Below are 23020 nucleotides of genomic sequence, written 5' to 3'. Positions count from 1 at the left end.
ACCGCCTCTCCGGTCGCCCGCCAATGGGTAAAAAGGAGCTCCTGCCATGGCGACACCAACCAGAACGAGCGGCGAGGCCGGCTCCGTCGACAACGCGGATCAGTTACGGGAACAGATCGACCGCGGCGGGGCGGGCGACAAGGTCGCCTTCTCGGATCCCTCTGCGGCGCCGCTCGGCACGGATGACGAGGCCGCCGGGCACCCGCCAGGCCCGGATGAGGTGAGGCGGGCTGCGACGGCGGAACTGCCGCGTGACACGCCAGCCGCGGACAAACAGACTCCCGCGGAGAGGGTGAGGGCGAGCCGAGGAGTCTGGGTGGTTGCGGTGGCGGTTGGCGTCCTGATCGCGATCGGCACTGGCGTGGCGGCATTCCTGCCGTAGCGGCGCGGGCACGATCAGCCCTGACAGGTTCGCCGTCGTCGATATACCGATCGGTATCTGATCCATTTCAAGTTTGTGACGAAGCGTGCACTTCCGCACCGCCGGTCACTCCCCCTGCGCTCCGAAATACCGGCTGAGGGCCTCGATATCGGCATCGCTCAGGTCGCGGGCCGCAGCGACCATCAGGCGATCGTGCGTGTAGGTGCCATCCCGCCACAGCCTCAGTTGTGTCGCCAGATAGGGAGAAGGCTGGCCAGCCAGCCGTGGCCCCTTGCTGCGGTCGTCGCCATGGCATGACAGGCATGCCGGAACCTTTCGTGTGCCGCGGCTGGCCAGTTCGGCGCCCTCGCCCGTCAGTGGCAGGTCGGGCGCGACGTCCGCGGCTTTCGCGCCCAGCTCCGCCGCCAGATCGGCGAAGCTTTCGCGCGGGACGACGCTGGCCGCCTGCGCCATGATCCCGCTCGGGCGGCTGCCGGTCCGGTACAGCTCCAACTGCGCAGCGATGTAGGCCGGGGCCAGGATGTCGAGGCGTGGAACCGGGCCACCGGGGCTTTCATGGCACGTCCGGCAATAATCCGCGCCACTTGTATCAACGGGCGGCACCGGCGCCCTGTTCTGCTGGACCGCCAAAAGCCAGGCCACCACGGCCCAGACCTCGTCTCCCCGCCCCGTGGCGGGCCAGGCGGGCATGCCTGTCATCTTCACGCCGTTTTCGACAATCCAGTGCAGTTCGTTCGGCTGCCAGTGTTCCACGGCCTCGGCGATTGCCGGAGGTTCCGGAACCATCGCCTGCGCCGTCGCGCTGCGGGGCGTGGCAGGCGTGCCATGACACATCGCGCAGGCGGTGGCGTAGTGACCCGCACCAAGTGCGATCAGGTCAGAATCGGACAGGTCGGGCGCGTCCTCCATCGACGGCGCGCGCAGCCGGACGGAATTGCGGAAGGTCGTGTGCAGGACCCAGGAGACCCCCGGCAGGTGCCCGACCTGTGCCGACACGTTGTACAGGCCAAGTCCCACCACGGCCCCCGCCCCGGCCAGGCCAAGCCCGCCGAGCACTGCCATGGTGAGAAGGAGTCGTCTCATGCCAGCCCCCTTTCCTTCAGCGCCTGGCCGGTCAGCCACAACCCGGCGATGAGGTAGACCGGCGTGCCGATGGCCAGCATCAGCATGCCGCCGACCTGTTGCCCCGAGAGGTCCGGCGCGGTGCCGCAGAGATCGGCATAGATGTCGCGCGGGGCCAGAACCAGCAATGCGCCGAGAAGCGTCATGTGCATCGAGGTCAGCAGCAGCCCCCCTGCCCCCGCAAGCGGCTGGTCGCGGCGCAGGCACCCGGCCCAGACCATCAGCCCGACAATCAGAAAACTGGCCTGTTCCGCCACCAGCCCTACATTGTCGAGCCGACCGAGTGCATGGGCCGCTGGCAGGTGCCATCCCCAGACCACGATGAATTCGACCAGCGCGGCGGCGAGCGGGGCAATGGCCAGACGCTCTGACAATACGGGCAGGCCCAGCACGATCAGCGGCGCGGCCAGGGCCACCAGGGTCATGTGCCGCAGCATGTGCGCGGCGAATTCCGGCAACATCCGGTCCAGCGGCGTCAGCCAGACAAGCGCCAGCAGGCCAAGACCCGGAAGGAGGCGTACGGGCTTCACTGGCACCCTCCGATCATGATCAGCGGCAGGGATACGAAGACCACCCCGACAACGGAAATCACCGAAAGCAGGAAGGCCGCGTGACCGAGGAAATGGTGCCGGTCCTCCGCCCGCCCGCCGCGGTTCACGAAATCCCCCGTCTCCGCGACGTTCCACTGTTTCCAGGCGGCGAACCCGACCCAGCCGATCCCGGCCAATGCGCATGCGCTGAAGATCAGCAGCCCGGTCCGGACCGCGACGATGTCCCACTCTTTCGCGCAGGTCACGGCCACCAGCCCGTAGCAGACAACGAAATGTATCGCCCAGACCAGGGGCGCAAGCGTGATGCGGAACAGGCTCGCCTGTTCCTCCGCGAATTCGCGCTTGTCCTCGTCCCGTGTCGGCTGACGCTCTGCCATCACAGCGCCCCCGGCATCAGGCCCACCACGGCACAGGTGACGAGCGCGGAGATCGTCACGAAGTGCCAGAACAGCGAGACGTTCCAGATATCCGCGTCATAGCGCGGGGTCAGCTTGCCGAAGAGCGATCCTGCCAGACAGTAGAGTTGCATGATGATCCCGGCGCCGGAATGCACCGCGACCCAGATTGCCAGCGCCCAGAGGATTGCCGGGTAGACGTGGCTTTCGGGGTCGAGGTGCATCACCGATCCGACCAGCGCCGCCGCCGCGCCCGCCGCCGCCAGCGGTGCCAGTATCAAGCCGGCCCGGGCCGCGCCGACCTGACCGCGGCGGTTCAGCCAGCGCGCGCCCACGGTCGACGACCAGGTGACGGCGAACCCGAGCGCCGCCAGCGCGACGAGGCCGGCATCGGGATGCAGGGCCCCCTCTGGCGGGAAATCAGGCGAGGCGGTCCAGTAGAAGAAAAAGCCGAAGACCAGCGACGCGAAGGCCGTCGCATCCCCGAGCATCGTGATCCACATCGCCCACCATCCGACCGACGCCGGCCCCGCCGCATAGGTCGGCAGGCGCAGCCCCAGGCCCGCGTCCTTGCTGTCCGCCTCGGGCACCTGCGCGGTCGCGGTCCAGAGCCACCAGATGATGCAGCAGATCGCCAGCGCCCCGCTGACGATCGCGGGCGGATACCAGTGGAAGGTCGGAAAGATGAAGGCGCCCCCGGTGAAGAACGCCGCCCAGAGCGTGATCCATGTCGGCCCTGTCACGCGCTGGACCTGTACGGGTTCGGCGTCGATGACCGAGGTTACCAACGTCTCGCGTTTGCCTTCCTTGGCGTCGGGCAGGTAGTAGCGCCCGGCGTCGATGCGCGCCTGCATGTCCGGCTGGTCCCATAGCGGATAGCGCGTCGTGACATGCGGAATGGACCGGACGCCCCAGGATTCCTCTGGCACGTCATGGGTCCATTCCAGCGTCCCGGCCTCCCACGGGTTACGCGGGATTTGCGACTGGCGATGTTTGGGCCGGATCAGGTCCCAGACGAAGGCGGCGAACCCGGCGGCGATGATAAAGGCCCCGACTGTCGAGATCAGGTTCAGCCAGTCCCAGCCCAGCCCCGTCGGATAGGTGTAGACCCGGCGCGGCATTCCCCAGAGCCCGGTGAGGTGCATCGGCAGGAAACACAGGTTGAACCCGCTGAAGGTCAGCCAGAAGGCCCATTTGCCCAGACGTTCGGACATCATCCGCTTCTGGATGAAGGGAAAGAAGTAATAGACCCCGGCGATCACCGGAAAGACCATGCCGCCGAACAGCGTGTAATGCAGGTGCGCCACGATGAAATAGGTGTCGTGTGCCTGAAAATCGAAGGGCGCGAGCGCCAGCATCACGCCGGTCAGCCCGCCCATGGTGAAGATCGCAAGTGCGCCGGAAATCCACAGCATCGGCAGGGTCATCTTCACCCGGCCGGCCATCAACGTGGCCAGGAAGGCAAAGATCTGGATGCCGGTCGGGATCACCACCGCCTCGGACGCCGCCGAGAAGAAGCCGAGAGAAATCGACGGCAAACCGGTCGTGAACATGTGGTGGACCCAGAGCCCGAAGCTGAGGAACCCGGTGCCGACCGCCGACAGGACGATCCACGAATAGCCGTAGATCGGACGGCGCGCGACGGTCGGGATCACCATGGCGGCGATGGCAATGGAGGGCAGGAAAATGATGTAGACCTCCGGATGGCCGAAAATCCAGAACAGATGCTGCCACAGCATCGGATCCCCGCCCCGGGTCGGGTCGAAGAAGGGCCAGTCGAAACTGCGCTCCAGTTCGAAGAGGAAATCCCCGGCGATCAGCGGCGGAAAGGCGAACAGGATCATTCCGCCCACAACCAGCACGTACCAGGCGTAGAGCGGCATGAGGTTCACCCGCATCCCCGGCGGCCGGCATTTCAGCGTGCCGACGATCAGTTCGACCGCCGCCGCGATCGACGCGACCTCGATGAACGACAGCCCCAATAGCCAGATGTCCGATCCCGGTCCCTCGTCCTCGGTCGCGAGCGGCGGATACATGAACCAACCGGCGCGGGGGGCGGCATCGAAGAAGATCGACCCGATGACAAAAATCCCGCCGATCAGGAAGCACCAGTATCCAAAGGCGGACAGCCGCGGAAACGGCATGTCCCGCGCGCCCAGCATTCCGGGCAGCAGAAGGATCGACACCGCCTCGAACATGGGCACGGCGAAGAGGAACATCATCGCCGATCCGTGCATGGTGAAAAGCTGGTTGAACCGGTCGGCGGAGACGAAGTCGTTTTCCGGCACCGCCAGTTGCAGCCGGATGATAAGCGCCATGACCCCGGCCAGCAGCATGAAGACCAGCGCGGTCAGGCAGTACCACTTGCCGACCTCGGTGTTGTTGACCGCCGTGATGTAGCGCCAGCCTTTCGGGGTCTCCCACGCCGCCCGCAACCGCCGCGCCTGCGCCTCCTGCACGTCCCGGGGGACCGGTTCGGCCAGCATCTCATCGGTCGGCGGATAGGGGCCCTCGGGTTCGGGCAAGCCGGACGGATGCGTCATTTCAGCCCCTCCAGATACTGCGCGAGGTCATCAAGTTCAGTTGGCGACAGATCGTAGGTCGGCATCTTCACCTCGGGTTTGAGGGCCTCGGTATGGTCCAGCCAGAGGCGGATGTCATCGAGCGTGGCCGGCAACCGACCGGCTCCGATCGTTTGGCGACTGCCGACATGGGTCAGGTCCGGACCGACCAGGCCGGCGGCGTCAGTTCCCCTTATGGTGTGGCAGGCACCGCAGCCTTCCGACAGGAACAGGTCTGCTCCGCGCACCGCAGCCTCGTCCTGCGGCGGCGTGGCGTCGGCGGCCTCTGCCGCCAGCCATGTGTCAAAGGCACCCGGATCCATCACCACGGCGGAAAAGGCCATCCACGCGTGGCTTGCCCCGCAGAATTCCGCGCATTGCCCCCGGTAGCTGCCCGGCTTTTCCGGCGCGAGGCTGATCATCGTCTCGCGGCCCGGGAACATGTCCATCTTGCCGCCGAGCGCGGGCACCCAGAAGGAGTGGATCACCCTGGCAGAGGTCAGACGGATCTCCGTCCTCTCCCCGGCGGGAAGACGGAGTTCGTTTGCCGAAAGGATCGGGTCTTCCGCCCCTTCTGGCCAGTATTCCACCCGCCACCACCACTGTTCGCCGGTGATCCGCACGACCAGCCCGTCACCCGGGCGGCGCGGGTCGGGCAGGATCGACAGGCCCCAGACCAGCAGCGTGGTCAGCACGACCACCGGCAACACGATGCCGCCGCCGATCAGGATGTGTCGCGCGTACCGCTGATCGAACTGGCCGGGCCTGACACGGGACATGTAGAAGAAGGCACCGTTGACCAGCAGCCACAGCACAACCGCCCCTGCGAGCATCACCCAGAACAGCGTAGAAATGGAAGTGGCGTCGCGGCCGGCAGGGTTGAGGGCGGACTGATGCAGGCCGCAACCCGCGACCGAGAGAAGCGAGACCAAAGTGCCAATGTGTCGTCGCGACGGACGGCAACGCGTGCCCTGCCCGAAATTCTTCACGGCCATGACACGGTAACGTGAGCACGCTGCGGGAGTTCCATTCGAACGGCAAAAACCGCAAAATCGTCGAGCGAGGCGCCGTGGGGTCCGCGCGATGAAGCCCTTACCCCGCCTGCCGTTTCCCGGCGTGGCTATTTCACCCGGCTTTCGAACGATTTCAGGACTTTGACCACGAAAAGGGACAACAAGGTCGCCAGCGCCGCAATCGACCAGACGCCCAGCCCCGCGGCCGTACCGATCGCCGCCGCGAGCCAGAGGCTTGCCCCGGTGGTAAGGCCCTTTACCTCCCCGCGCGTGAATACGATCAGGCCGGCGGCCAGGAAGGCGACGCCGCCGGTGACCGCCTCGATCATGCGGATCGGATCAAGCCGGACGTCATCGCCGAAGTCGCGCCCCACGAGGTCGAGCGCCAGGAGACAGTAGCAGGACGCTGCAAGGCCGACGAGCATATGGGTCCGCAGGCCGGCCGCATGATCGTTGCGCTCCCTTTCCAGCCCGATCACGGCCGAAAGCACCAGCGCCCCCAGAATGCGGACCGATACGATTGGCCACGGAAGCGTGCTGTGGCCGGAGAATTCGTTGGACAGAAGGGTCAGGTAGTCGTCCATGTCTAACGCAAATCCGTCGATGGTCGGTATCGCGCGGACGCGCGCGGGTTATTGGTAAACCGTTGCAGCACCCGCATGGTTCCGCGCTGCACCGGTGTTCGGCACCGCTGCCATGGGCCCATCCCGGTCAAAGCGTTGGCGCAGGCGGCACGGCGCGCTAAGTGATAGCGCGGTATCGACAACGAAACGGCTTTCAAGATCGTGCAGGACAGTCCCCGGATTGCGGTCGTCGGGCTTGGCCCGCGAGGGCTCGGCGCGCTGGAGGCGCTTGCGGCCCTTGCCATGGGCCGCGGTTTCCCGCTGTCTGCCGACGTCTTCGATCCGCACCCGTCGCCCGGCGCAGGTCCCAACTTCGACCCCGATGAAAGCGATCTCTGCCGTCTGAACATTCCCATGCGCGACATCGACCTGCGCGCGCCGGAGATGCTGGGGACCGTGCCGCTGTCCGACTGGCTGTCGCCGCCGATCGGCCGGAACACCTTCCCCCCGCGTCCGCGTCTTGGCGCATACCTGCAATACCGGCTCGACGCGCTGACCTCCGGTTCCGCAGTGACCGTGACCCGATTTGCCGAAAGGGTCGAACAGCTGATCCCCGGGCCCGATGGCTGGCACCTTCAGGCGGGGACAAAGCGGCACGGGCCCTATGCGGAGGTTCTTCTTGTGCCCGGCCAGCCTTCGACCAGGCCGGATGAACAGCTGAGCGGCTGGCAGGATCACGCGGCGGAGAGCGACGGCGCTTTGGCACAGGCCTATCCGGCGCGGGACCTTCTTGACCGCGCGAAGAGCTGGGGCGGGAAGACGGTCGCCGTGCGCGGCTTTGCCCTGTCCTCCTTCGACGTGATCCGCGTTCTGACACAGGGGCTGGGCGGACGGTTTACCGACGGCGGGTATCAGCCGTCGGGCCGCGAACCACGCTGCATCCTGCCGTTTTCGCTCGACGGCCAGCCGCCTTATCCCAAACCCGAAACCGCCGGGGTCGACGCCGGTTTCGACCCGGCGGACGAGGAGACCGCAGCCTTTCGCGATGCGATCGCGGCGGCATCCCTCGATACGCCCGGCACGGCGAAGTCCCTCATCACGGACGCGCTGATTGCGCCGGTGGAACGCATCCTCGCCGGTCAGGGAGAGTCGTTCCCGCGGCAAGCCATAGCGGACTGGCTGGCGACGGAGTGGTCTGATCCGGGCACCCAGACCCGCGACAGCGCCGTGGCGTGTCTTCGAAACGGTATCGCCATGGCCGAGGGCAGCCGACCTCCCACCATCGGATACGTGGTCGGACAGGTCTGGCGAAAGTGGCAGAACCCGCTGCGTCAGGGCTACAATCCCGCCCGGACGCCTCCTGACACCGCAGCGCTGATCGTGGGGTTCGACGAGGGTCTGAAACGCTATTCCTACGGCCCCCCGGTCGACGCGTGCCGGGAACTGCTGGCCTTGATCGACCTCGGTCTGGTGTCGACCGCCCTGTCCCGCGATCCCGACATCGCAACCGTTCCGGAGGGATGGCGTCTTGGCGCGGATGGCACCGACATGACCGCCGGGGTGATGGTAGACGCCGTCCTGCCCTCCCCCGATCCTATGCAGGTGACCGATCCGCTGATCTCCGGCCTTCTGGATGATGGCTGGATGACCGTAACCGAGGGTCTGGCCGCGCGCACCGGACCCGACGGCCGCCTGATCGGGCGAGAGGGCCGGATCGCCCCCGGCCTCAGTCTTCTGGGGCGGCTGGCTCTTGGCAGCGTGATCGCCGCCGACAGCCTGCACGACTGCTTTGGCGCCGCCTCACGCAGATGGGCCGAAGGTGTCCTGTCCCGGATCGCCTGACGCGGCCCCGCTCACTTTCGCGAAAGCCGGGGAAACAATTGACCGGCGAAACGTTGCCCCGGGAATGCCAATGAACAGGAGCCCGCGATGAGCAGCGCCATCAAGACGATCAATCCCGCAACCGGGGATGTCATCGACACCTATGACCTCATGACCGACGAGGAGGTGAAAACCGCCATCCGCGCTTGTCACGACGCATTCGAGTCATGGCGTCTGGTGTCGCTGGACGACCGTGCGGACCGGATCAGGGCCATCGGTCAGGCGCTGCGCGACAGCAAGGAAGACTTCGCACAGCTGATGACACGGGAGGTCGGCAAGCTGATCGGCGACAGCCGGCAGGAGATCGAGCTCTGCGCCGCCATCTGCGATTTCACCGCCGCTCAGGGACCGAAGGATCTGGCAGACGAAGAGCGGGATATTCCCGATGGCAAGGGGGTCATCACCTATGCCCCGCTCGGCGTGATCTATGGCATGCAGCCCTGGAACTTTCCCTGCTACCAGGTGATCCGCTATGCCGTCGCAAACCTGATGGCTGGCAACGGCGTACTCTTGAAACACGCCTCAAACTGCACCGGCAGCGGACTGTTTCTTCAGGACCTCATGGCGCGCGCCGGACTGCCCGACGATCTGTTCACCGTGCTGGTGATCGATCACGACCAGTCCGACCGCGTCATCGCCGATGACCTTGTCCGCGGCGTCACAATCACCGGCAGCGACAGCGCGGGCCGTGTGGTCGCGCAGCAGGCGGCGAAGCACCTGAAGAAAACGGTGCTCGAACTGGGATCGAACGACGCCTATGTCGTTCTCGACGATGCGGATATCGACCTCGCCGTCGAAACCTGCGTTGCCGGCCGGCTCTACAATAACGGTCAGACCTGCGTGGCTGCCAAGCGCTTTGTCGTGACAGAGGCGAACTACGACACCTTCGTCGACCGTTTCACGAAGAAGATGGCGGCGATGGAGATGGTCAACCCCTCCGAGGCGGAAAGCGGCCTGGGGCCGATGGCCCGGACCGACCTGCGCGACGACCTGGCAGAGCAGGTTCGCGACAGCGTGGCCAAGGGAGCGCGCGTCCTCTGCGGCGGGGAGGTTCCGGACCGCAAGGGGGCCTACTATCCCGCGACGGTCCTCGTCGACGTCGCGCCCGGCCAGCCGGCCTATGACGACGAACTGTTCGGGCCCGTCGCTTCGGTCATCCGGGCGAAGGACGACGAAGACGCGATGCGGATCGCCAACGACAGCCGTTACGGTCTTGGCGGCGGCATCTTTTCGAAGGACACGGCCAGGGCGCGCGAGCTTGCTGCCAGACATTTCGATACCGGGATGGTCTGCATCAACAAGTACAACCTCGCGATTCCCAACATGCCGTTTGGCGGGGTGAAGAACAGCGGCTATGGCCGGGAGCACGGCGGGTTCGGCATGAAGGAGTTCGTGAACGCGAAGTCGCTCTACATCGCGTGACCGGACGACGGTTCGTGACGCCTGACGCGCCCGGCTACGCCGCCCGGTGCGTCAGGCGCAGCACCGTCTGCGGGCCGCTCTCAGGTCAGATATTTCACCGCGGGCTCGCCACTTGGCGGACGGCATGGCCCACAGTCGAAACAGCGACCGGTCCTGCAAAATGAAGACCTGAGTTTTCCCTTAAGACCAACCTTCACACGCACGCGCGTGTCCGGCGGAAAGAATTTAATTACTGGACAGTTCCACAGCGGAACACCCGTGGAACTTTGCGAAAGAGGCGCTGTTCGGATTGACCGTGGTGCCGCTGAAGGGACTCGAACCCCCGACCCCATCATTACGAATGACGTGCTCTACCAGCTGAGCTACAGCGGCCCCGGTGAGGCGGGGCTATAGCACCCCTCCCACGGCAGGGAAAGCCTATTTGTCCGCCTTTTCCGCATGCTCGCCGGTCGGGTCGGGAACCGGGGCGGCGGGGATGATCTCCGCGTCCTCGGGTTCCGGCGACGGGTCGGGCGCGGCTGCGGGTTCCGGGACGGGCTCGGCGCGCTTGTCCTCGATCTCGCCCACGATGAGGGGGAGCATCGCGGTGCCGACCGGGCTCTGATAGTCGCCGGCGGGCGCGGATTTCCAGGCGAGCGTGTCGAACGCCCCGCAGTTGTCGCAGATAGGGGTCCAGGCCGGGTGGATGTGGTTGCAGTTCTCGCAGGTCCACTGGGGGCCGCGCGGAGCGGTCACGGCGCGGGCCAGCCAGCCCTTGACGATGGCATCGGGTGCGCCCTCGCCGCGTTCGATGGCGGCCATTATGGTCAGCGTCCGGGCGTCGGGTTGTTCGGCGGCGAGGTCACCAAGCGCGCGGCGGGCTTCCGGGAAATCCTCGGCCGCGATGTTGAGCTCGGCCATCAGCAGGCGGGATTCACGGTGGTTCGGGGCGGGCTTGACCAGCGCGGCGAACCGCTTGAGCCGCTGCTTGGGGGTCTCTTCCGGTTCGATCTCCGCGAAAGCGGCTGCGAGGTCGGGATGCGGCGAAGCCTCCCACGCCTTCTTCAGGACGCGGGTGGCATTGCGCTTCTGGTCCTTGTCGATATAGCCACGCGCGGCCATGACGGCGGCCGGGATCAGGTCGGGGGACAGCTTGTTTGCCTCGATCGCGGCCTCGCGGGATTCGATGCTGGCATCCTCATTGAAAACGCCCTTGGCCTCGGACAGGGCCAGCACCGCGTCGCGGCGGCGGTGGATGTCGCGGGGGAGCGAGCCGTGGCGCAGCTTGGCCTTGAGGGTGGACCGGGCGCCCTTCCAGTCGGATTTCTGGGCCTGCAGACGCAGCAGCGTGTCCTGCACCTCGATGTGGCCCGGTTTCAGGGCAAAGGCCTTTTCGGCAAGCGCCAGCGCGGTGTCAGTGTCGCCGTCGTTCAGCTTCTGCATCATCAGGCCGCGCACGCCGACGAACCGGGTCTTGTCGGTCTTGAGCAGCTTCTTGTAGGCCTCCTCCGCCTTGGAACGGTCGCCAAGCTGTTCGGCGGCCTGCGCCGTCAGCAGCGTCGTCAGTTCAGGGCGGTCGAGGTAGCGTTCGGCGCGGGCGGCCTTGGCCATGGCCTTGCGCCCTTCGCCGGAGGCCAGCGCCATCATGCCCTCGCTCAGCGCATCGAAGCCCTTGCGTTCGCGGTTGCGGTCGAAATAGCGGCTGAGCGCGGTTTCATCCCCGTTGATGAAGTGCAGCAGGGCGATCAGCAGGCCGAACAGCTTGAGGAACAGCCAGACGGCAAGGATCAGCAGCAGTGCGGCGATGACGGCCTTGATGGGGGTGAGGTTGATTTCGATCCCGCCCATGGCGATCAGCACGCCTCCCTGCATGTCGAGCAGGTAGGAGGCGCCGAAGGTTGCGGCGGCCACGAGGACGACAAAAACGACTATCTTGACGAGAGACCAGAGCATCGGCGGCGTTCCTCAGTTGTTCAGTTCGGCCATCAGGCCGGTGGCGGCGGCGACGGTGGTCCTGCGGGTTTCGGCGGCGGCGGTCCAGTCTGCCAGTTCGGCCTGGGCCGGTTCGGGAAGGGTCGCGATTTCCTGCTGTGCGGCGGCGATGTCGCCCCGCGCCAGCGCGGCCTCGGCCCGGGACAGGACGGCGTCGGGATCGTCGCCTTCCTTCGGGGCGAGCGAGCGGATACCGAGCTGGGTCCTGAAGAAATCCCCGACGGAGGAGTTCCCGGCCCCGCGCGTCACCGCCAACGCGTTGCGCGCGGCGGGCGGGAAACTGTCGCGCAGTTCGGACAGGGTCGGCACCCCTTCGACATTGGCGACCAGCGGTTCAGGCACCTGCTGCCCGGTGGACTGGAGAAGTTCGAGCGGTTCGGCATAGCCGTCCCCGCTGTCGAGGGCGGACAGAATCTGCGTCAGGGCAGCGCGTGCCTCCGTCTCGGCGGTGCGTGTTTCGGCGTCGGCCTGCATGGTCTGCGCGTTCGCGACCATGGTCTCGACCTCTTCGCGCTGCTGGCGCATGGCGTCCTGGAGACGGGCGAGTTCGTCCTCGTAGGCCTGGATGGCAGTGTCGGAGACGCCGTTTTCCAGCATTGCCTTCTGCGAGTCCTCCATCCGTGTGCCAAGGTCTGTCAGCCCGGTCTCGACCGCCGCGATCCGGTCTGACAGCGACGCGATGGCGGTCGCGTTGTCGGCGGCGGCGGTTTCCAGCGGGGCGAGGTCGGGGGCGGCGGGAAGGGCGGCCTTCAGGTCGGCGATGGCCTGTTCCTGCGCGGCGACCCGGTCAGACAGGCCTGCGCCCGGTCCGACGCCGGGGATCGACCCGCCTAGGCCAAGCGCGGCGAAAAACCCGATGGCGGCCGCCACCATGCCGCCGAGCGCCAGCGGCACGAAACCGCCGCGTTTCTCGACGACGACGGGCGCGGGATGCTCGGGTGCCGGATCAGCGGGTGTGTCCAACGCAGCCTCGGCCTCGAGATCGTCAGGCTGCGGCGCGGCGGCGCGTGTATCGTCGTCATTAGAAACAGTCTCTGAATCAGGCGATTCCGGGACATCCGAAGCGGGTTCGGGCGCGGCGGGGTCGGCCACCGGGGCATCGGGATCGGATGTTTGGGCGGCCGGATCCTCTGTCGCAACAGGCTCCGCATCCGTCTCACGACCGGGTTCGGGCAGAGCGATGGCGTCCGTGCCTTCGCCAGCCGGAGGCGTATCTTCGGAGACTGCGGCGGGCAGGGTATCTTCCGCGTCAGAGGCGGCGACGGTGTCCGAAGGCGGCTTGGAGGTCTTCTTGGTGGCCACGGAATAGTCCTTTCGAATCCCTGCTTTGCAAATGCAGCAAGGGTAACTTAGTCCGGGCGACCCATCCCCTCAACCCGCCGTACGGTCGCAACCACCGCCCGGATCATCGCCGGGGCATCCGGTGCCTCGGCAATGGTCAGGGAATCGCTGTCCAGCGGCGCGGCGGCGCGGGCCACCGCGGGGCTCATCGCGACGATATGCAACGGGGCGCGGGGCCGGGCGAGATCCGCGAAATGGGCCGCGGTGCGCGGGGAATAGAGCGGCACGATCAGCGGTTTGCGGGCGGCGAGACGGGCCTGCGCCTCCTCGTTCAGCGGGCAGAGTTCCTGCTCGTAGATCACCGCCTCGCGCGCGCTGAGACCGGCGGCGGAAAGGCGCGCGGCGATGTTCCCGCGTGACGCCGCGCCGCGGAGATGCATCAGCGCGCCATCAGGCCGGGTGCGCAGCAGGTCGGCGACGAGTGCCTCGGCATCGCCGCCAAGGGCTGTTGCGGTCAGTCCGGCGGCGCGTGCGGCTTCGGCCGTGGCCTCCCCTATGCAGAGCGCGGGCAGCGCGGGACCGCCGAGCGCGGCATAGACATGGGCGGCATTGCGCGAGGTCAGGATCAGGGTCGCGATCCCGGTCAGGCCGGGAAGGGCACCGGCGGCGGTGATGCGCAGCAGGGGGCTTTCCACCACGGGCAGGCCGGTGGCGCGGGCCAGCGCCCTTGCGGTGGCAGGTCCGTCCGGGTCTGGCCGGGTCACAAGGATCGTCGGGCGCATCCGGGGCTCGCCATTGTTTCAGAGTCTGTGCGGTGTTACCTGCGGCACAGGCATCATGCAATCGGCGGACCCAACATGCGCGCCTTCATTCTGCTCGGGCTGGAGAGCTCCTGCGACGATACCGCCGCGGCGGTCGTGCGCGGCGTGCCGGGGGATGCGCAGGTGCTGTCCTCGGTGGTGATGGGGCAGTCGTCGCTTCATGCCGATTTCGGCGGCGTCGTGCCGGAAATCGCTGCGCGCGCCCATGCCGAACGGCTGGATGTCGTGGTACGGCAGGCGCTGGCCGACGCCGGTGTCGGGCTGTCCGGACTGGATGCGGTGGCGGTGACCGCCGGGCCGGGCCTGATCGGCGGGGTCATGTCCGGCGTGATGTGTGCCAAGGGGATCGCCGCCGGGTCGGGGCTTCCGCTGGTCGGGGTGAACCACCTTGCGGGCCATGCGCTGACGCCCCGTCTGACCGACGGGATCGGGTTTCCCTTCCTCATGCTGCTGGTGTCCGGCGGGCATTGCCAGTTCCTGCTGGTGCGCGGGCCGGACGATTTCACCCGGCTCGGCGGGACCATCGACGATGCGCCGGGCGAGGCCTTCGACAAGACCGCGCGGCTGCTTGCCCTGCCGCAGCCCGGCGGGCCCTCTGTCGAGGCGGAGGCGCTGAAGGGCGATCCGGCGCGATTCCGTTTCCCGCGGCCACTGCTCGACCGGGACGGGTGCGACATGAGCTTTTCCGGCCTGAAGACCGCGCTGCTGCGCACGCGGGACGAGGTGATGGAGGGCAACCGGCTGACCTTGCAGGACCGCGCCGATCTCTGCGCCGGATTCCAGCGGGCGGTGGTCGAGGTCCTGGCGGAGAAGACGCGGCGCGCGCTGGCGGTGTACCTTGCCGACGCTCCGGCGGATCCGGTGATCGCCGTGGCGGGCGGCGTGGCTGCCAACAGGGCCATTCGCGCCGGGTTAGAGACGGTTGCGGCGGAAAACGGCGTGCGCTTCGTCGCGCCTCCGCTGTCGCTGTGCACCGACAACGGGGCGATGATCGCCTATGCGGGGCTTGAACGGTTCGCGGGCGGCGCGCGGGACGGAATGGACCTTTCGGCGCGGCCCAGATGGCCGCTGGACCAGACCAATGCGGGAATGCTCGGCGGCGGAAAGAAGGGACCAAAGGCATGACGGATTTCGCCGGAGTCGGCGTGATCGGCGCGGGGGCCTTCGGCACGGCCCTGGCGATCTCTGTCGCGCGGGGCGGGGTGCCTGTCACGCTTTACGCGCGCGATGCAGGGCTGGTGTTTCGAATGCGGGCAGAGGGCGAGAACGCCGCGCGCCTGCCCGGAATGGTTTTTCCGGATGGGCTGCACGTGACCTCCGACCCGACCAATCTGCCGGAGGGTCCGGTCCTGCTGGCCGTGCCGATGCAGAAGCTGCGGGGCGCGCTTGAAGGTCTGCCGGACTTCGGCGACCGGCCCCTGGTGGCCTGCTGCAAGGGCATCGAGCTGACAACGGGTCTTGGGCCGGCGGAGGTGATCGCCGCCCGGCGTCCCGCCGCACCGGTGGCGCTGCTGACGGGGCCGTCCTTTGCGCACGACATCGCGCGCGGCCTGCCGACGGCGCTGACGCTGGCCTGTGCCGACGATACCCGCGGCGCGGCGCTGCAACAGGGGCTGAGCACGCCGAACATCCGGCTTTACCGCAGCACCGACGTCATCGGGGCCGAGGTCGGGGGCGCGCTCAAGAACGTCATGGCCATCGCCTGCGGTGCCGCCATCGGCGCAGGGCTGGGCGAAAGCGCGCGGGCGGCGCTGATGACCCGCGGCTACGCAGAGATGGTACGGCTGGCGCTCGCACGGGGCGCGCGGGCAGAAACGCTGGCGGGGCTGTCCGGCTTCGGCGACCTTGCGCTGACCTGCACGTCGACCCTGTCGCGGAACTATCGCTATGGTGTCTCGATCGGCGAAAACGCCTTGTTCGACCCTGATATCACCGTTGAAGGCGCGGCCACGGCACGGGCGGTTCAGGTGCTGGCACGGTCCATGAACCTTGACATGCCCATCACCGATGCTGTCGTTGGCCTGATCGACGGAACGCTGAAGGTGGCAGAGGCGCTGGCCCTGCTGCTGTCCCGTCCACTGAAGGAGGAATGAGATGTTGTTTGCCCTGATGGCCCATGACAAACCCGGCGCGCTCGAGGTCCGCAAGGCCAACCGCGATGCGCACCTCGCCTATATCAGGGAGACCGGCTGCGTGGCGCAGGCCGGACCCCTGCTGGACGGAGAGGGCGCGATGTGCGGGTCGCTGGTAATCCTCGACCTCGAAGACCGCGCGGCGGCAGAGGCCTGGGTGGCGGGCGACCCCTATGCCAAGGCGGGGCTGTTCGCGTCGCACACGCTGCGGCCCTGGAACCGGGTCATCGGCGGATGAGGTACTGGCTGTTCAAGTCGGAGCCCGAAACCTGGTCCTGGGACCAGCAGGTCGCCAAGGGCGGCGCCGGAGAAGAATGGACCGGCGTGCGCAACTACCAGGCCCGCAACTTCATGCGCGAGATGGAGGTGGGGGACCGCGGGTTCTTCTACCATTCCCAGAGCACGCGGGAGATCGTGGGCATCGTCGAGGTCTCGGCCCCCTCGCATCCGGATTCGACCACGGACGACGAACGATGGGACTGCGTGGACATCCGCGCCGTTCAGGCCCTGCCCGCCCCCGTGACGCTGGAACAGATCAAGGGCACGCCGGAACTGGCGGCCATGGTGCTGGTGAAGAATTCCCGCCTGTCGGTGCAGCCGGTCACGGCGGAGGAATGGGCGCTGGTCTGCCGGATGGGCGGGCTTTGAAGCTCTAGGAGATCCGGCTCTGTTTCGGGTAAACTCCGCTCCGGGACGCGGAACGGAGGGGACCATGGGCGTTATATCGGTACTGGTGGCGGCGATTGCCGGATTTGCCATGGGGGCGGTCTGGTACATGAGCCTGTCGAAACCCTGGATCAGGGCGGCAGGCATACCGGTGGACGAAACCGGGAAGCCGCAGGGAAACGGATCGCCGATGCCCTTCGTGGTGTCCGGCGTGGCGATGATCCTTGTGGCGGGCATGATGCGGCACATCTTCGCGATGTCCGGGATCGAAAGCGCGGGCGGCGGGCTGGTCGCCGGGCTTGGCGTGGGGCTGTTCTTCATCGTTCCGTGGGTGGCGATGAACTATGCCTATGCGAACCGGCCGGCGATGCTAACTCTGCTTGATGGCGGGTACGCGGTGCTGGGCTGCGGGGTGATCGGGCTGGTGCTGGGCCTGTTCTAGGCAGGGGGCAGGGCATAAATCCTGCGAGTCATTGCGTGGTGGGCTGGAAGCGCCACCCTACGCCGCTGCTCTCCTGCCGGAACGAGGCATGAAACGGTGAAGGGGAGCGCCCGTCCGCGGACCGGCGCTCCCCTCCGATGTCGGGAAGATCAGGCGTAGACGCCTTCTTTCTTGAAGTGCTTCACGAGCAGGTAGTAGACGACCGCGCGGTACTTGTTGCGGTTGGACTTGCCGTAGGTCTCGATCGCCGAGTTGATGCCGGCCATCAGATCCGGGCTGTCCTTGAGGCCGAGCTTCTTCATCAGGAAGTTTTCCTTGATGGTCTCAAGCTCGCTCGCCTGGCTGCCGGCGACGGTCGAGGCGTCTTCGTTGTAGATCGACGGCCCGCAGCCGATGGTCACCTTGGTCAGAAGGTCCATGTCCGGCGTCATGCCACACTTGTCCTTCAGGTCTTCCGCATATTTCGCGATCAGATCGTCACGTTTGCCCATGTCAGTCCCCCGATTGTCCAGGCGCCCCGGTTTTCGGGGCCGTATGGTCCAGACCCTAATGCGCGGATTCTTATCGGGTAAAGCAAAAAAACCCGATGCGCGGACGCATCGGGTTGTGACGTGGCGATCCTGCGGCCGGGATCAGTAGCGGTAATGTTCCGGCTTGAAGGGGCCTTCCTGCGGCACGCCGATGTAATCGGCCTGTTCCTTGGCGAGCGTCGAAAGCTTGACCCCGATCCGTTCGAGGTGCAGGCGCGCGACCTTTTCGTCGAGGTGCTTGGGCAGGATGTAGACCTTGTTCTCGTACTGGTCGCCCTTGGTCCAGAGTTCGATCTGCGCCAGAACCTGGTTGGTGAAGGAGGCGGACATCACGAAGGACGGGTGGCCGGTCGCGTTGCCGAGGTTCAGCAGGCGGCCTTCGGAAAGCAGGATGATCCGCGCGCCGCTCGGCATCTCGATCATGTCCACCTGGTCCTTGATGTTGGTCCACTTGTGGTTCTTGAGCGCGGCGACCTGGATTTCGTTGTCGAAGTGGCCGATGTTGCCGACGATCGCCATGTCCTTCATCTCGCGCATATGCTCGATGCGGATGACGTCCTTGTTGCCGGTGGTGGTGACGAAGATGTCGGCGGTCTTCACCGCGTCTTCCAGCGTGACGACCTCATAGCCGTCCATGGCGGCCTGAAGCGCACAGATCGGGTCGATTTCGGTCACCTTCACGCGGGCCCCTGCGCCGCGCAGGGATGCGGCAGAGCCCTTGCCAACGTCGCCATAGCCGCAGACCACGGCGACCTTGCCGGCCATCATGGTGTCGGTGGCGCGGCGGATGCCGTCGACCAGCGATTCCTTGCAGCCATATTTGTTGTCGAACTTCGACTTGGTGACGGAGTCATTCACGTTGATCGCCGGGAAGGGCAGCTGGCCCTTTTTTACCAGTTCATAGAGGCGGTGCACGCCGGTGGTGGTTTCCTCGGAAACGCCCTTGATGGCATCGCGGGTCTTGGTGAACCAGCCGGGGGAGGCCGCCATGCGCTTGGCGATCTGCTTCTTGATGACCTCTTCCTCTTCGGACTGGGGCACCGGGATGATGTCCTCACCGGCCTCGGCACGGGCGCCGAGCAGGACGTAGAGGGTCGCGTCGCCGCCGTCGTCGAGGATCATGTTCGGGCCTTCGGGGAACATGAAGGACTTGTCGAGATAGTCCCAGTGCTCCTCAAGCGTCTGGCCCTTGACGGCGAAGACGGGCACGCCGGCTTCGGCAATCGCGGCGGCAGCGTGGTCCTGGGTGGAGAAGATGTTGCACGACGCCCAGCGGACGTCCGCACCAAGCGCCACGAGGGTTTCGATCAGGACCCCGGTCTGGATCGTCATGTGCAGGGAGCCGACGATGCGCGCGCCCTTGAGCGGCTTGCTGTCGCCGTATTCCGCGCGGCAGGCCATGAGGCCGGGCATCTCCGTCTCTGCGATGTCGAGCTCCTTGCGGCCGAATGCGGCAAGGGAAATGTCTTTGACGAAGTAGTCGTTGGCCATAGGGTCGGCTCCCGTTTGGATCGAAGTCGCCTGTGCCAGTAGCATCGACCACCGGGGGCGGCAAGTTCAGAGGGGTCCGGCATCGCGCGATCCCCCGTTTCGCTGCGTCGCGGGGCGCGATAGGGTGCGCATCGTAACGGCAAGGTGTGATGCATGACGGACGGTGCAGGCCCGGCGGGGCCGGATTTCGGTTTCTCCTACGCGGCCAACGAATACGGCTTCTACTGCGTGCCGGACCACTATCGCGGGCGCGAGATCGCGGACCTTCTGACCGGCGGCGGTGTCTATGAACCGGCGACGCTGCGATTCCTGCGGCGGCACCTCGGCGACGGGGACGTGGTGACCGGCGGGGCGTTCATCGGCGATTTCATACCGGCGCTGCGCGGGGCCATGGGGAAGAAGACGATACTGCACACCTTCGAACCCGTGCCGGTGTCCTTCGCCGCTGCGCGGGAAACGATCCGGATCAACGGACTTGAGGGAGTGGAGATCCACCAGGTCGGTGTCGGGGCCACCGCCTCGAAGCAGCCGCTTCTGGTCAAGCGGCCCGGCGGGGCGGCGATTTCGGCGGGGGAACGGGTGGTAGACGAGATGGAAGTCGACGGCGACCGTGTGATCGAGATCGACATCGTCACCATCGACTCGCTGGTGCCGGCTGCACGGAAGGTGTCGCTGATCCATCTGGATGTCGAAGGGTTCGAACAGCCGGCGCTGGAAGGCGCGGCGCGGGTGATCGCGGAGTGCCGGCCGATGATCCTCTGCGAGGTGCCGAAACCCTGGAAGGCCCGCGCGATCCTCAAGACGCTGTCCGAAGCGGCACCGGGGGTGGATTACGCGATCATGGGGACGATCGAGAACAACGCCATCTTTGTCGCCCGCTAAGCTGCGGTGACATCGCCCGGTTCAGGGTCTATTCCTGCGAAAAAGCGAGGAGCATGTCATGGCAAAACAGGCACGGGCCTGGCAACGGATGCTGTCGGGGCGCAGGCTGGACCTGCTGGATCCGACCCCGGTCGACATCGAAATCGAGGATATCGCCCACGGGCTTGCCTTTGTCGCCCGGTGGAACGGGCAGACGCGGGGCGACTATGCCTATTCGGTGGCCGAGCATTCGCTGCTGGTGGAGGCCCTGTTCGCCCGGATGGAGCCCTCGGCCGGTCCGGCGCAGCGGCTGACCGCGCTGCTGCATGACGCGCCGGAGTATGTGATCGGGGACATGATCTCTCCGGTCAAGGCGGCGGTCGGTCCGGGGTACGGGGCGCTGGACGACCGGCTCACAGCGGCGGTGCATATCCGGTTCGGCCTGCCCGCGCAGACGCCTGCGGCGCTGAAGAAGAAGATCAAGAAGGCGGACAAGGTGTCGGCCTGGATGGAGGCGGTTCAGATCGCCGGATTCTCGGAAACCGAGGCGGACCGGTTCTTCGGCCGTCCCGATGCGGCGCTGATGGAGGGGCTGGCGATCAGCCTGCGTCCCCCGGTCGAGGTGCGGAACGACTTCACCCGCCGCCACGCCGCCTTGCTGGGAGAGATGTCATGATTCATGTCCGGCGCGCCGGGCCGCTTGATGCCGGGGCCATGGCAGAGCTTCTGAACGAGGTGATCGTTCAGGGTGGCACCACCGCGATCACCGAAGAGGTCACGCGGGACGACATTGCCGGGCGCATCGGCGCCCCGCGGGCGATCTGGCACCTTGCGGAGGACGACGGTGGCGAACTGCTGGGGTTCCAGTGGGTTGAACCGCTGACGACCGAACCCGGTCTGGTCGCCGAAATCGCGACCTTCGCCCGGGTCGGGCGGACCGGTCTGGGCATCGGGTCGGCTTTGTTCGAGGCAACGCGCGCAGCCTGCGTTGCAGAGGGGTACGACTGGATCCGCGCCAACATCCGGGCCGACAACTACGGCGGTCTGGCCTATTACCAGAGCCGCGGGTTCGAGGACTACGGCCGGATCGCGGGCTACCGGATGGGCAACGGGCAGGTGGTAGACAAGGTGCTCAAGCGGTTTGATCTGTGACGATCCGCGCGCGGCGGGCAATTGGCGGGCGCGCGCGGGGTTTTTCCGGTTTCGGGGGGACCATTCCGAACAGGGTCATCCACCAGCCTGCCGCGGACGGACGCGGCGGTCTCTGGTGGCTTGGCATGGGATCCCTTTGGACCGTTCTCAGCATTTCATCTGGTAGCCTGACCATATCCCGGCCTTTCCTGTGGCTGTGTTTCACATGCTGATATAGGCGCTCTCGCCACGATGGTGCAGTCAGGAATTCTGTGATACCTTTTAGTTCAACTATCAGGTTTACGATTGTGCCCGAAATCGACTGGCTGCATCTTCCCGCCCTTTCCTCCCTGCGTGCGTTCGAGGCGACGGCGCGGCTTAACGGGTTCAGTGCCGCTGCGCGGGCGCTGAATGTGACGCCAGCCGCCGTGGCGCAACAGGTGAGGGGGCTGGAGGCGGAGCTGGGCGTCGCGCTCGTCCTGCGCGAAGGTCGGGGGCTGGCGCTGACACAGGCGGGGCGGCAACTGGCGACGGCGCTTGGCGACGGGTTCGGGACGATTGCCAAGGGGGTTCAGGATCTGCGGCGCAGCGACCGCAACCGCGGGCTGCGGGTCACGGCGACGGTGGCCTTTTCGCAGACCGTGCTGATGCCGCGCCTGCCCCGTTTCTGGGCGGATCACCCCGGCATTCCGGTTTCGCTGACGCCGACGCAGACTCCGGTGGACCTGCTGCGCGACGGATATGACCTGGCAATCCGGACCGGCCTCGGCAACTGGCCCGGGGTGAGTGCGGAGTTCCTGTTCCGGACCGAGATGATCGTCGCCGGTGCTCCGTCGGTCGTCAGTCAGAGCGATGACCTGTCGACCCTGCCCTGGATCGTCGACGTGCACTACACGCCGGAGGACGACTGGCTGCGGCTTGGCGGGCTCGACCCCGAGACGATCCGCATTCATTCGATGGAGAACCCGATCCTGTCCGTCACGGCGGCGGAGGCGGGGCTGGGCCTGATCTTCGCGACGGACGTGGTGGTGGCGGAATCGCTCGCGGCGGGGCGGCTGGAGCGGGTGCCCTATCCGCCGCTGCCGGAGACAACCTACTGGATGGTGACGCCGCCCGGTCCGCAGCGCGCCGCCGTTACCGCCTTTGCCGACTGGCTGCGGGCAGAAATCGGCGGTCCGGCGCGCGATTAGCGCGGGCTGCGCTTGGCCAGTATCCGCTGCAGTGTCCGGCGGTGCATGTTCAGCCGCCGCGCGGTTTCGCTGACGTTGCGGTCGCAGAGTTCGTAGACCCGCTGGATGTGTTCCCATCTCACCCGATCCGCGCTCATCGGATTTTCCGGTGGCGGCGGCAGGGTGTCGTCGCGGGCGAGCAGGGCGTTGGTGATATCGGTGGCGTCGGCGGGTTTCGCGAGATAGTCGGTCGCGCCGATCTTGACCGCCGCCACGGCGGTGGCGATGGCGCCGTAGCCCGTCAGCACGACGATGCGGCAATCCGGGCGCTTTTCCCGCAGCACCTCGACCACGTCGAGCCCGTTGCCGTCCTCCAGCCGCAGGTCGCAGACCGCATAGGCGGGCGGACGGGCGGTGGCGATGGCCTTGCCGGCGGCAACGGTTTCGGCAAGCTCCACATCGAAGCCGCGCTTTTCCATCGCCTTGGCAAGACGTTTCAGAAAGGGTTCGTCGTCGTCCAGCAGCAGCAGGCTTCGGTCTTCGCCCAGATCAAGGCCGTCGGTCATCGGATCCGCCCCCAGAGGCTGTTGGTCGTCGGTTGAACGGTTCTAGCCCGCTCCCCCTGCCCCGTCAAA

Annotated in this window: 24 protein-coding genes and 1 tRNA gene; 12 read left to right on the top strand and 13 right to left on the bottom strand. The window is 66.7% G+C overall.

The window, feature by feature from the left end; genetic code table 11:
* Positions 1-46: 46 nt before the first annotated feature.
* The gene (locus IEV87_RS18760; protein ID WP_188479343.1) at positions 47-382 is read left to right on the top strand and encodes a hypothetical protein; all 336 of its coding nucleotides are present in this window, start codon (positions 47-49) and stop codon (positions 380-382) included.
* 105 nt (positions 383-487) lie between these two features.
* Here the strand turns inward: IEV87_RS18760 and IEV87_RS18755 are convergent, their stop codons facing one another.
* The 6 genes from IEV87_RS18755 to IEV87_RS18730 form a co-directional block, all read right to left on the bottom strand.
* Positions 488-1465: a c-type cytochrome gene (locus tag IEV87_RS18755; RefSeq protein ID WP_188479342.1), complete on the bottom strand. Its 978-nt coding sequence runs from the start codon at positions 1463-1465 to the stop codon at positions 488-490.
* Complete coding sequence (locus tag IEV87_RS18750) at positions 1462-2034, bottom strand: cytochrome c oxidase assembly protein (RefSeq protein WP_188479341.1); 573 nt, start codon at positions 2032-2034, stop codon at positions 1462-1464. The genes IEV87_RS18755 and IEV87_RS18750 overlap by 4 nt, the downstream gene beginning before the upstream one ends.
* Positions 2031-2432 (bottom strand): hypothetical protein, encoded by a 402-nt coding sequence (locus IEV87_RS18745; RefSeq protein WP_229737698.1) that lies wholly within the window; start codon positions 2430-2432, stop codon positions 2031-2033. The genes IEV87_RS18750 and IEV87_RS18745 overlap by 4 nt, the downstream gene beginning before the upstream one ends.
* On the bottom strand, positions 2432-4993 hold the full coding sequence (gene ctaD / locus IEV87_RS18740; RefSeq protein ID WP_188479339.1) for a cytochrome c oxidase subunit I: 2562 nt from the start codon (positions 4991-4993) through the stop codon (positions 2432-2434). Before ctaD ends, IEV87_RS18745 begins: the two co-directional genes overlap by 1 nt.
* Positions 4990-6006, bottom strand: a complete 1017-nt coding sequence (gene coxB, locus IEV87_RS18735) for a cytochrome c oxidase subunit II (protein ID WP_188479338.1) — start codon at positions 6004-6006, stop codon at positions 4990-4992. Before coxB ends, ctaD begins: the two co-directional genes overlap by 4 nt.
* A gap of 125 nt (positions 6007-6131) precedes the next feature.
* A complete protein-coding gene (locus IEV87_RS18730; RefSeq protein WP_188479337.1) occupies positions 6132-6608 on the bottom strand; it encodes an MgtC/SapB family protein in 477 nt (158 codons plus the stop codon).
* A 201-nt stretch (positions 6609-6809) separates the two neighbouring features.
* Here IEV87_RS18730 and IEV87_RS18725 point away from each other — a divergent pair, with 201 nt between their 5' ends.
* Together IEV87_RS18725 and IEV87_RS18720 are read left to right on the top strand one after the other, a co-directional pair.
* A complete protein-coding gene (locus IEV87_RS18725; RefSeq protein ID WP_188479336.1) occupies positions 6810-8429 on the top strand; it encodes an FAD/NAD(P)-binding protein in 1620 nt (539 codons plus the stop codon).
* 87 nt (positions 8430-8516) lie between these two features.
* Complete coding sequence (locus IEV87_RS18720; RefSeq protein ID WP_188479335.1) at positions 8517-9890, top strand: NAD-dependent succinate-semialdehyde dehydrogenase; 1374 nt, start codon at positions 8517-8519, stop codon at positions 9888-9890.
* A gap of 296 nt (positions 9891-10186) precedes the next feature.
* Here the strand turns inward: IEV87_RS18720 and IEV87_RS18715 are convergent.
* From IEV87_RS18715 to IEV87_RS18700, 4 genes are all read right to left on the bottom strand, one after another.
* Positions 10187-10262: transfer RNA gene (locus tag IEV87_RS18715), tRNA-Thr, on the bottom strand.
* A 45-nt stretch (positions 10263-10307) separates the two neighbouring features.
* Positions 10308-11822, bottom strand: coding sequence for a heme biosynthesis protein HemY (locus IEV87_RS18710; RefSeq protein WP_188479334.1), 1515 nt, complete (start codon positions 11820-11822; stop codon positions 10308-10310).
* Between the two features lie 12 nt (positions 11823-11834).
* Complete coding sequence (locus IEV87_RS18705) at positions 11835-13163, bottom strand: COG4223 family protein (RefSeq protein ID WP_188479333.1); 1329 nt, start codon at positions 13161-13163, stop codon at positions 11835-11837.
* 47 nt (positions 13164-13210) lie between these two features.
* Positions 13211-13924 (bottom strand): uroporphyrinogen-III synthase, encoded by a 714-nt coding sequence (locus IEV87_RS18700; RefSeq protein WP_188479332.1) that lies wholly within the window; start codon positions 13922-13924, stop codon positions 13211-13213.
* Between the two features lie 75 nt (positions 13925-13999).
* On the opposite strand from IEV87_RS18700, the gene tsaD reads away from it, so the two are divergent.
* The 5 genes from tsaD (at position 14000) to IEV87_RS18675 (ending at position 17203) form a co-directional block, all read left to right on the top strand.
* Positions 14000-15088 (top strand): tRNA (adenosine(37)-N6)-threonylcarbamoyltransferase complex transferase subunit TsaD, encoded by a 1089-nt coding sequence (gene tsaD, locus IEV87_RS18695; RefSeq protein WP_188479331.1) that lies wholly within the window; start codon positions 14000-14002, stop codon positions 15086-15088.
* A complete protein-coding gene (locus IEV87_RS18690; protein WP_188479330.1) occupies positions 15085-16056 on the top strand; it encodes an NAD(P)H-dependent glycerol-3-phosphate dehydrogenase in 972 nt (323 codons plus the stop codon). Before tsaD ends, IEV87_RS18690 begins: the two co-directional genes overlap by 4 nt.
* Before the next feature lies 1 nt (position 16057).
* Positions 16058-16333 carry a YciI family protein gene (locus IEV87_RS18685; RefSeq protein WP_188479329.1) on the top strand — a complete coding sequence of 92 codons (276 nt, stop codon included), beginning with the start codon at positions 16058-16060 and terminating at the stop codon, positions 16331-16333.
* Positions 16330-16743, top strand: a complete 414-nt coding sequence (locus IEV87_RS18680) for an EVE domain-containing protein (protein WP_188479328.1) — start codon at positions 16330-16332, stop codon at positions 16741-16743. The genes IEV87_RS18685 and IEV87_RS18680 overlap by 4 nt, the downstream gene beginning before the upstream one ends.
* A gap of 64 nt (positions 16744-16807) precedes the next feature.
* The gene (locus tag IEV87_RS18675; protein WP_188479327.1) at positions 16808-17203 is read left to right on the top strand and encodes a DUF1761 domain-containing protein; all 396 of its coding nucleotides are present in this window, start codon (positions 16808-16810) and stop codon (positions 17201-17203) included.
* Between the two features lie 149 nt (positions 17204-17352).
* Here the strand turns inward: IEV87_RS18675 and IEV87_RS18670 are convergent, their stop codons facing one another.
* Complete coding sequence (locus IEV87_RS18670; protein ID WP_188479326.1) at positions 17353-17694, bottom strand: DUF2853 family protein; 342 nt, start codon at positions 17692-17694, stop codon at positions 17353-17355.
* Positions 17695-17835: 141 nt separating this feature from the next.
* Positions 17836-19224 (bottom strand): adenosylhomocysteinase, encoded by a 1389-nt coding sequence (gene ahcY / locus IEV87_RS18665; protein ID WP_188479325.1) that lies wholly within the window; start codon positions 19222-19224, stop codon positions 17836-17838.
* 153 nt (positions 19225-19377) lie between these two features.
* Between ahcY and IEV87_RS18660 the strand changes: the two genes are divergently transcribed.
* The 4 genes from IEV87_RS18660 (at position 19378) to IEV87_RS18645 (ending at position 22406) form a co-directional block, all read left to right on the top strand.
* Positions 19378-20106 (top strand): FkbM family methyltransferase, encoded by a 729-nt coding sequence (locus IEV87_RS18660; protein ID WP_188479324.1) that lies wholly within the window; start codon positions 19378-19380, stop codon positions 20104-20106.
* 58 nt (positions 20107-20164) lie between these two features.
* Entirely contained in the window at positions 20165-20761 is a 597-nt protein-coding gene (locus IEV87_RS18655; RefSeq protein WP_188479323.1) for a hypothetical protein, read from the top strand.
* Positions 20758-21237, top strand: coding sequence for a GNAT family N-acetyltransferase (locus tag IEV87_RS18650; protein ID WP_188479322.1), 480 nt, complete (start codon positions 20758-20760; stop codon positions 21235-21237). Before IEV87_RS18655 ends, IEV87_RS18650 begins: the two co-directional genes overlap by 4 nt.
* Positions 21238-21524: 287 nt before the next feature.
* Complete coding sequence (locus tag IEV87_RS18645; RefSeq protein ID WP_188479321.1) at positions 21525-22406, top strand: LysR substrate-binding domain-containing protein; 882 nt, start codon at positions 21525-21527, stop codon at positions 22404-22406.
* On the opposite strand, the gene IEV87_RS18640 is transcribed toward IEV87_RS18645, so the two are convergent.
* Positions 22403-22951: an ActR/PrrA/RegA family redox response regulator transcription factor gene (locus tag IEV87_RS18640; protein WP_188479320.1), complete on the bottom strand. Its 549-nt coding sequence runs from the start codon at positions 22949-22951 to the stop codon at positions 22403-22405. The two genes, IEV87_RS18645 and IEV87_RS18640, sit on opposite strands and share 4 nt — an antisense overlap.
* Positions 22952-23020 lie beyond the last annotated feature (69 nt).

This window comes from Primorskyibacter flagellatus (genome assembly GCF_014638275.1).
GTDB lineage: Bacteria > Pseudomonadota > Alphaproteobacteria > Rhodobacterales > Rhodobacteraceae > Pseudooceanicola > Pseudooceanicola flagellatus_A.
Note: the sequence above shows the minus strand (reverse complement) of the source record. Positions and strands in the feature narration are given on the sequence as shown.

Bases quoted from the DNA above. Each gene is read 5' to 3' on its own strand.
- IEV87_RS18760 (WP_188479343.1), top strand. From the start codon at position 47: ATGGCGACACCAACCAGAACGAGCGGCGAGGCCGGCTCCGTCGACAAC.
- IEV87_RS18755 (WP_188479342.1), bottom strand. From the start codon at position 1,465: ATGAGACGACTCCTTCTCACCATGGCAGTGCTCGGCGGGCTTGGCCTG.
- IEV87_RS18745 (WP_229737698.1), bottom strand. From the start codon at position 2,432: ATGGCAGAGCGTCAGCCGACACGGGACGAGGACAAGCGCGAATTCGCG.
- ctaD (WP_188479339.1), bottom strand. From the start codon at position 4,993: ATGACGCATCCGTCCGGCTTGCCCGAACCCGAGGGCCCCTATCCGCCG.
- coxB (WP_188479338.1), bottom strand. From the start codon at position 6,006: ATGGCCGTGAAGAATTTCGGGCAGGGCACGCGTTGCCGTCCGTCGCGA.
- IEV87_RS18730 (WP_188479337.1), bottom strand. From the start codon at position 6,608: ATGGACGACTACCTGACCCTTCTGTCCAACGAATTCTCCGGCCACAGC.
- IEV87_RS18720 (WP_188479335.1), top strand. From the start codon at position 8,517: ATGAGCAGCGCCATCAAGACGATCAATCCCGCAACCGGGGATGTCATC.
- IEV87_RS18710 (WP_188479334.1), bottom strand. From the start codon at position 11,822: ATGCTCTGGTCTCTCGTCAAGATAGTCGTTTTTGTCGTCCTCGTGGCC.
- IEV87_RS18700 (WP_188479332.1), bottom strand. From the start codon at position 13,924: ATGCGCCCGACGATCCTTGTGACCCGGCCAGACCCGGACGGACCTGCC.
- tsaD (WP_188479331.1), top strand. From the start codon at position 14,000: ATGCGCGCCTTCATTCTGCTCGGGCTGGAGAGCTCCTGCGACGATACC.
- IEV87_RS18690 (WP_188479330.1), top strand. From the start codon at position 15,085: ATGACGGATTTCGCCGGAGTCGGCGTGATCGGCGCGGGGGCCTTCGGC.
- IEV87_RS18685 (WP_188479329.1), top strand. From the start codon at position 16,058: ATGTTGTTTGCCCTGATGGCCCATGACAAACCCGGCGCGCTCGAGGTC.
- IEV87_RS18680 (WP_188479328.1), top strand. From the start codon at position 16,330: ATGAGGTACTGGCTGTTCAAGTCGGAGCCCGAAACCTGGTCCTGGGAC.
- IEV87_RS18675 (WP_188479327.1), top strand. From the start codon at position 16,808: ATGGGCGTTATATCGGTACTGGTGGCGGCGATTGCCGGATTTGCCATG.
- IEV87_RS18670 (WP_188479326.1), bottom strand. From the start codon at position 17,694: ATGGGCAAACGTGACGATCTGATCGCGAAATATGCGGAAGACCTGAAG.
- ahcY (WP_188479325.1), bottom strand. From the start codon at position 19,224: ATGGCCAACGACTACTTCGTCAAAGACATTTCCCTTGCCGCATTCGGC.
- IEV87_RS18660 (WP_188479324.1), top strand. From the start codon at position 19,378: ATGACGGACGGTGCAGGCCCGGCGGGGCCGGATTTCGGTTTCTCCTAC.
- IEV87_RS18655 (WP_188479323.1), top strand. From the start codon at position 20,165: ATGGCAAAACAGGCACGGGCCTGGCAACGGATGCTGTCGGGGCGCAGG.
- IEV87_RS18650 (WP_188479322.1), top strand. From the start codon at position 20,758: ATGATTCATGTCCGGCGCGCCGGGCCGCTTGATGCCGGGGCCATGGCA.
- IEV87_RS18640 (WP_188479320.1), bottom strand. From the start codon at position 22,951: ATGACCGACGGCCTTGATCTGGGCGAAGACCGAAGCCTGCTGCTGCTG.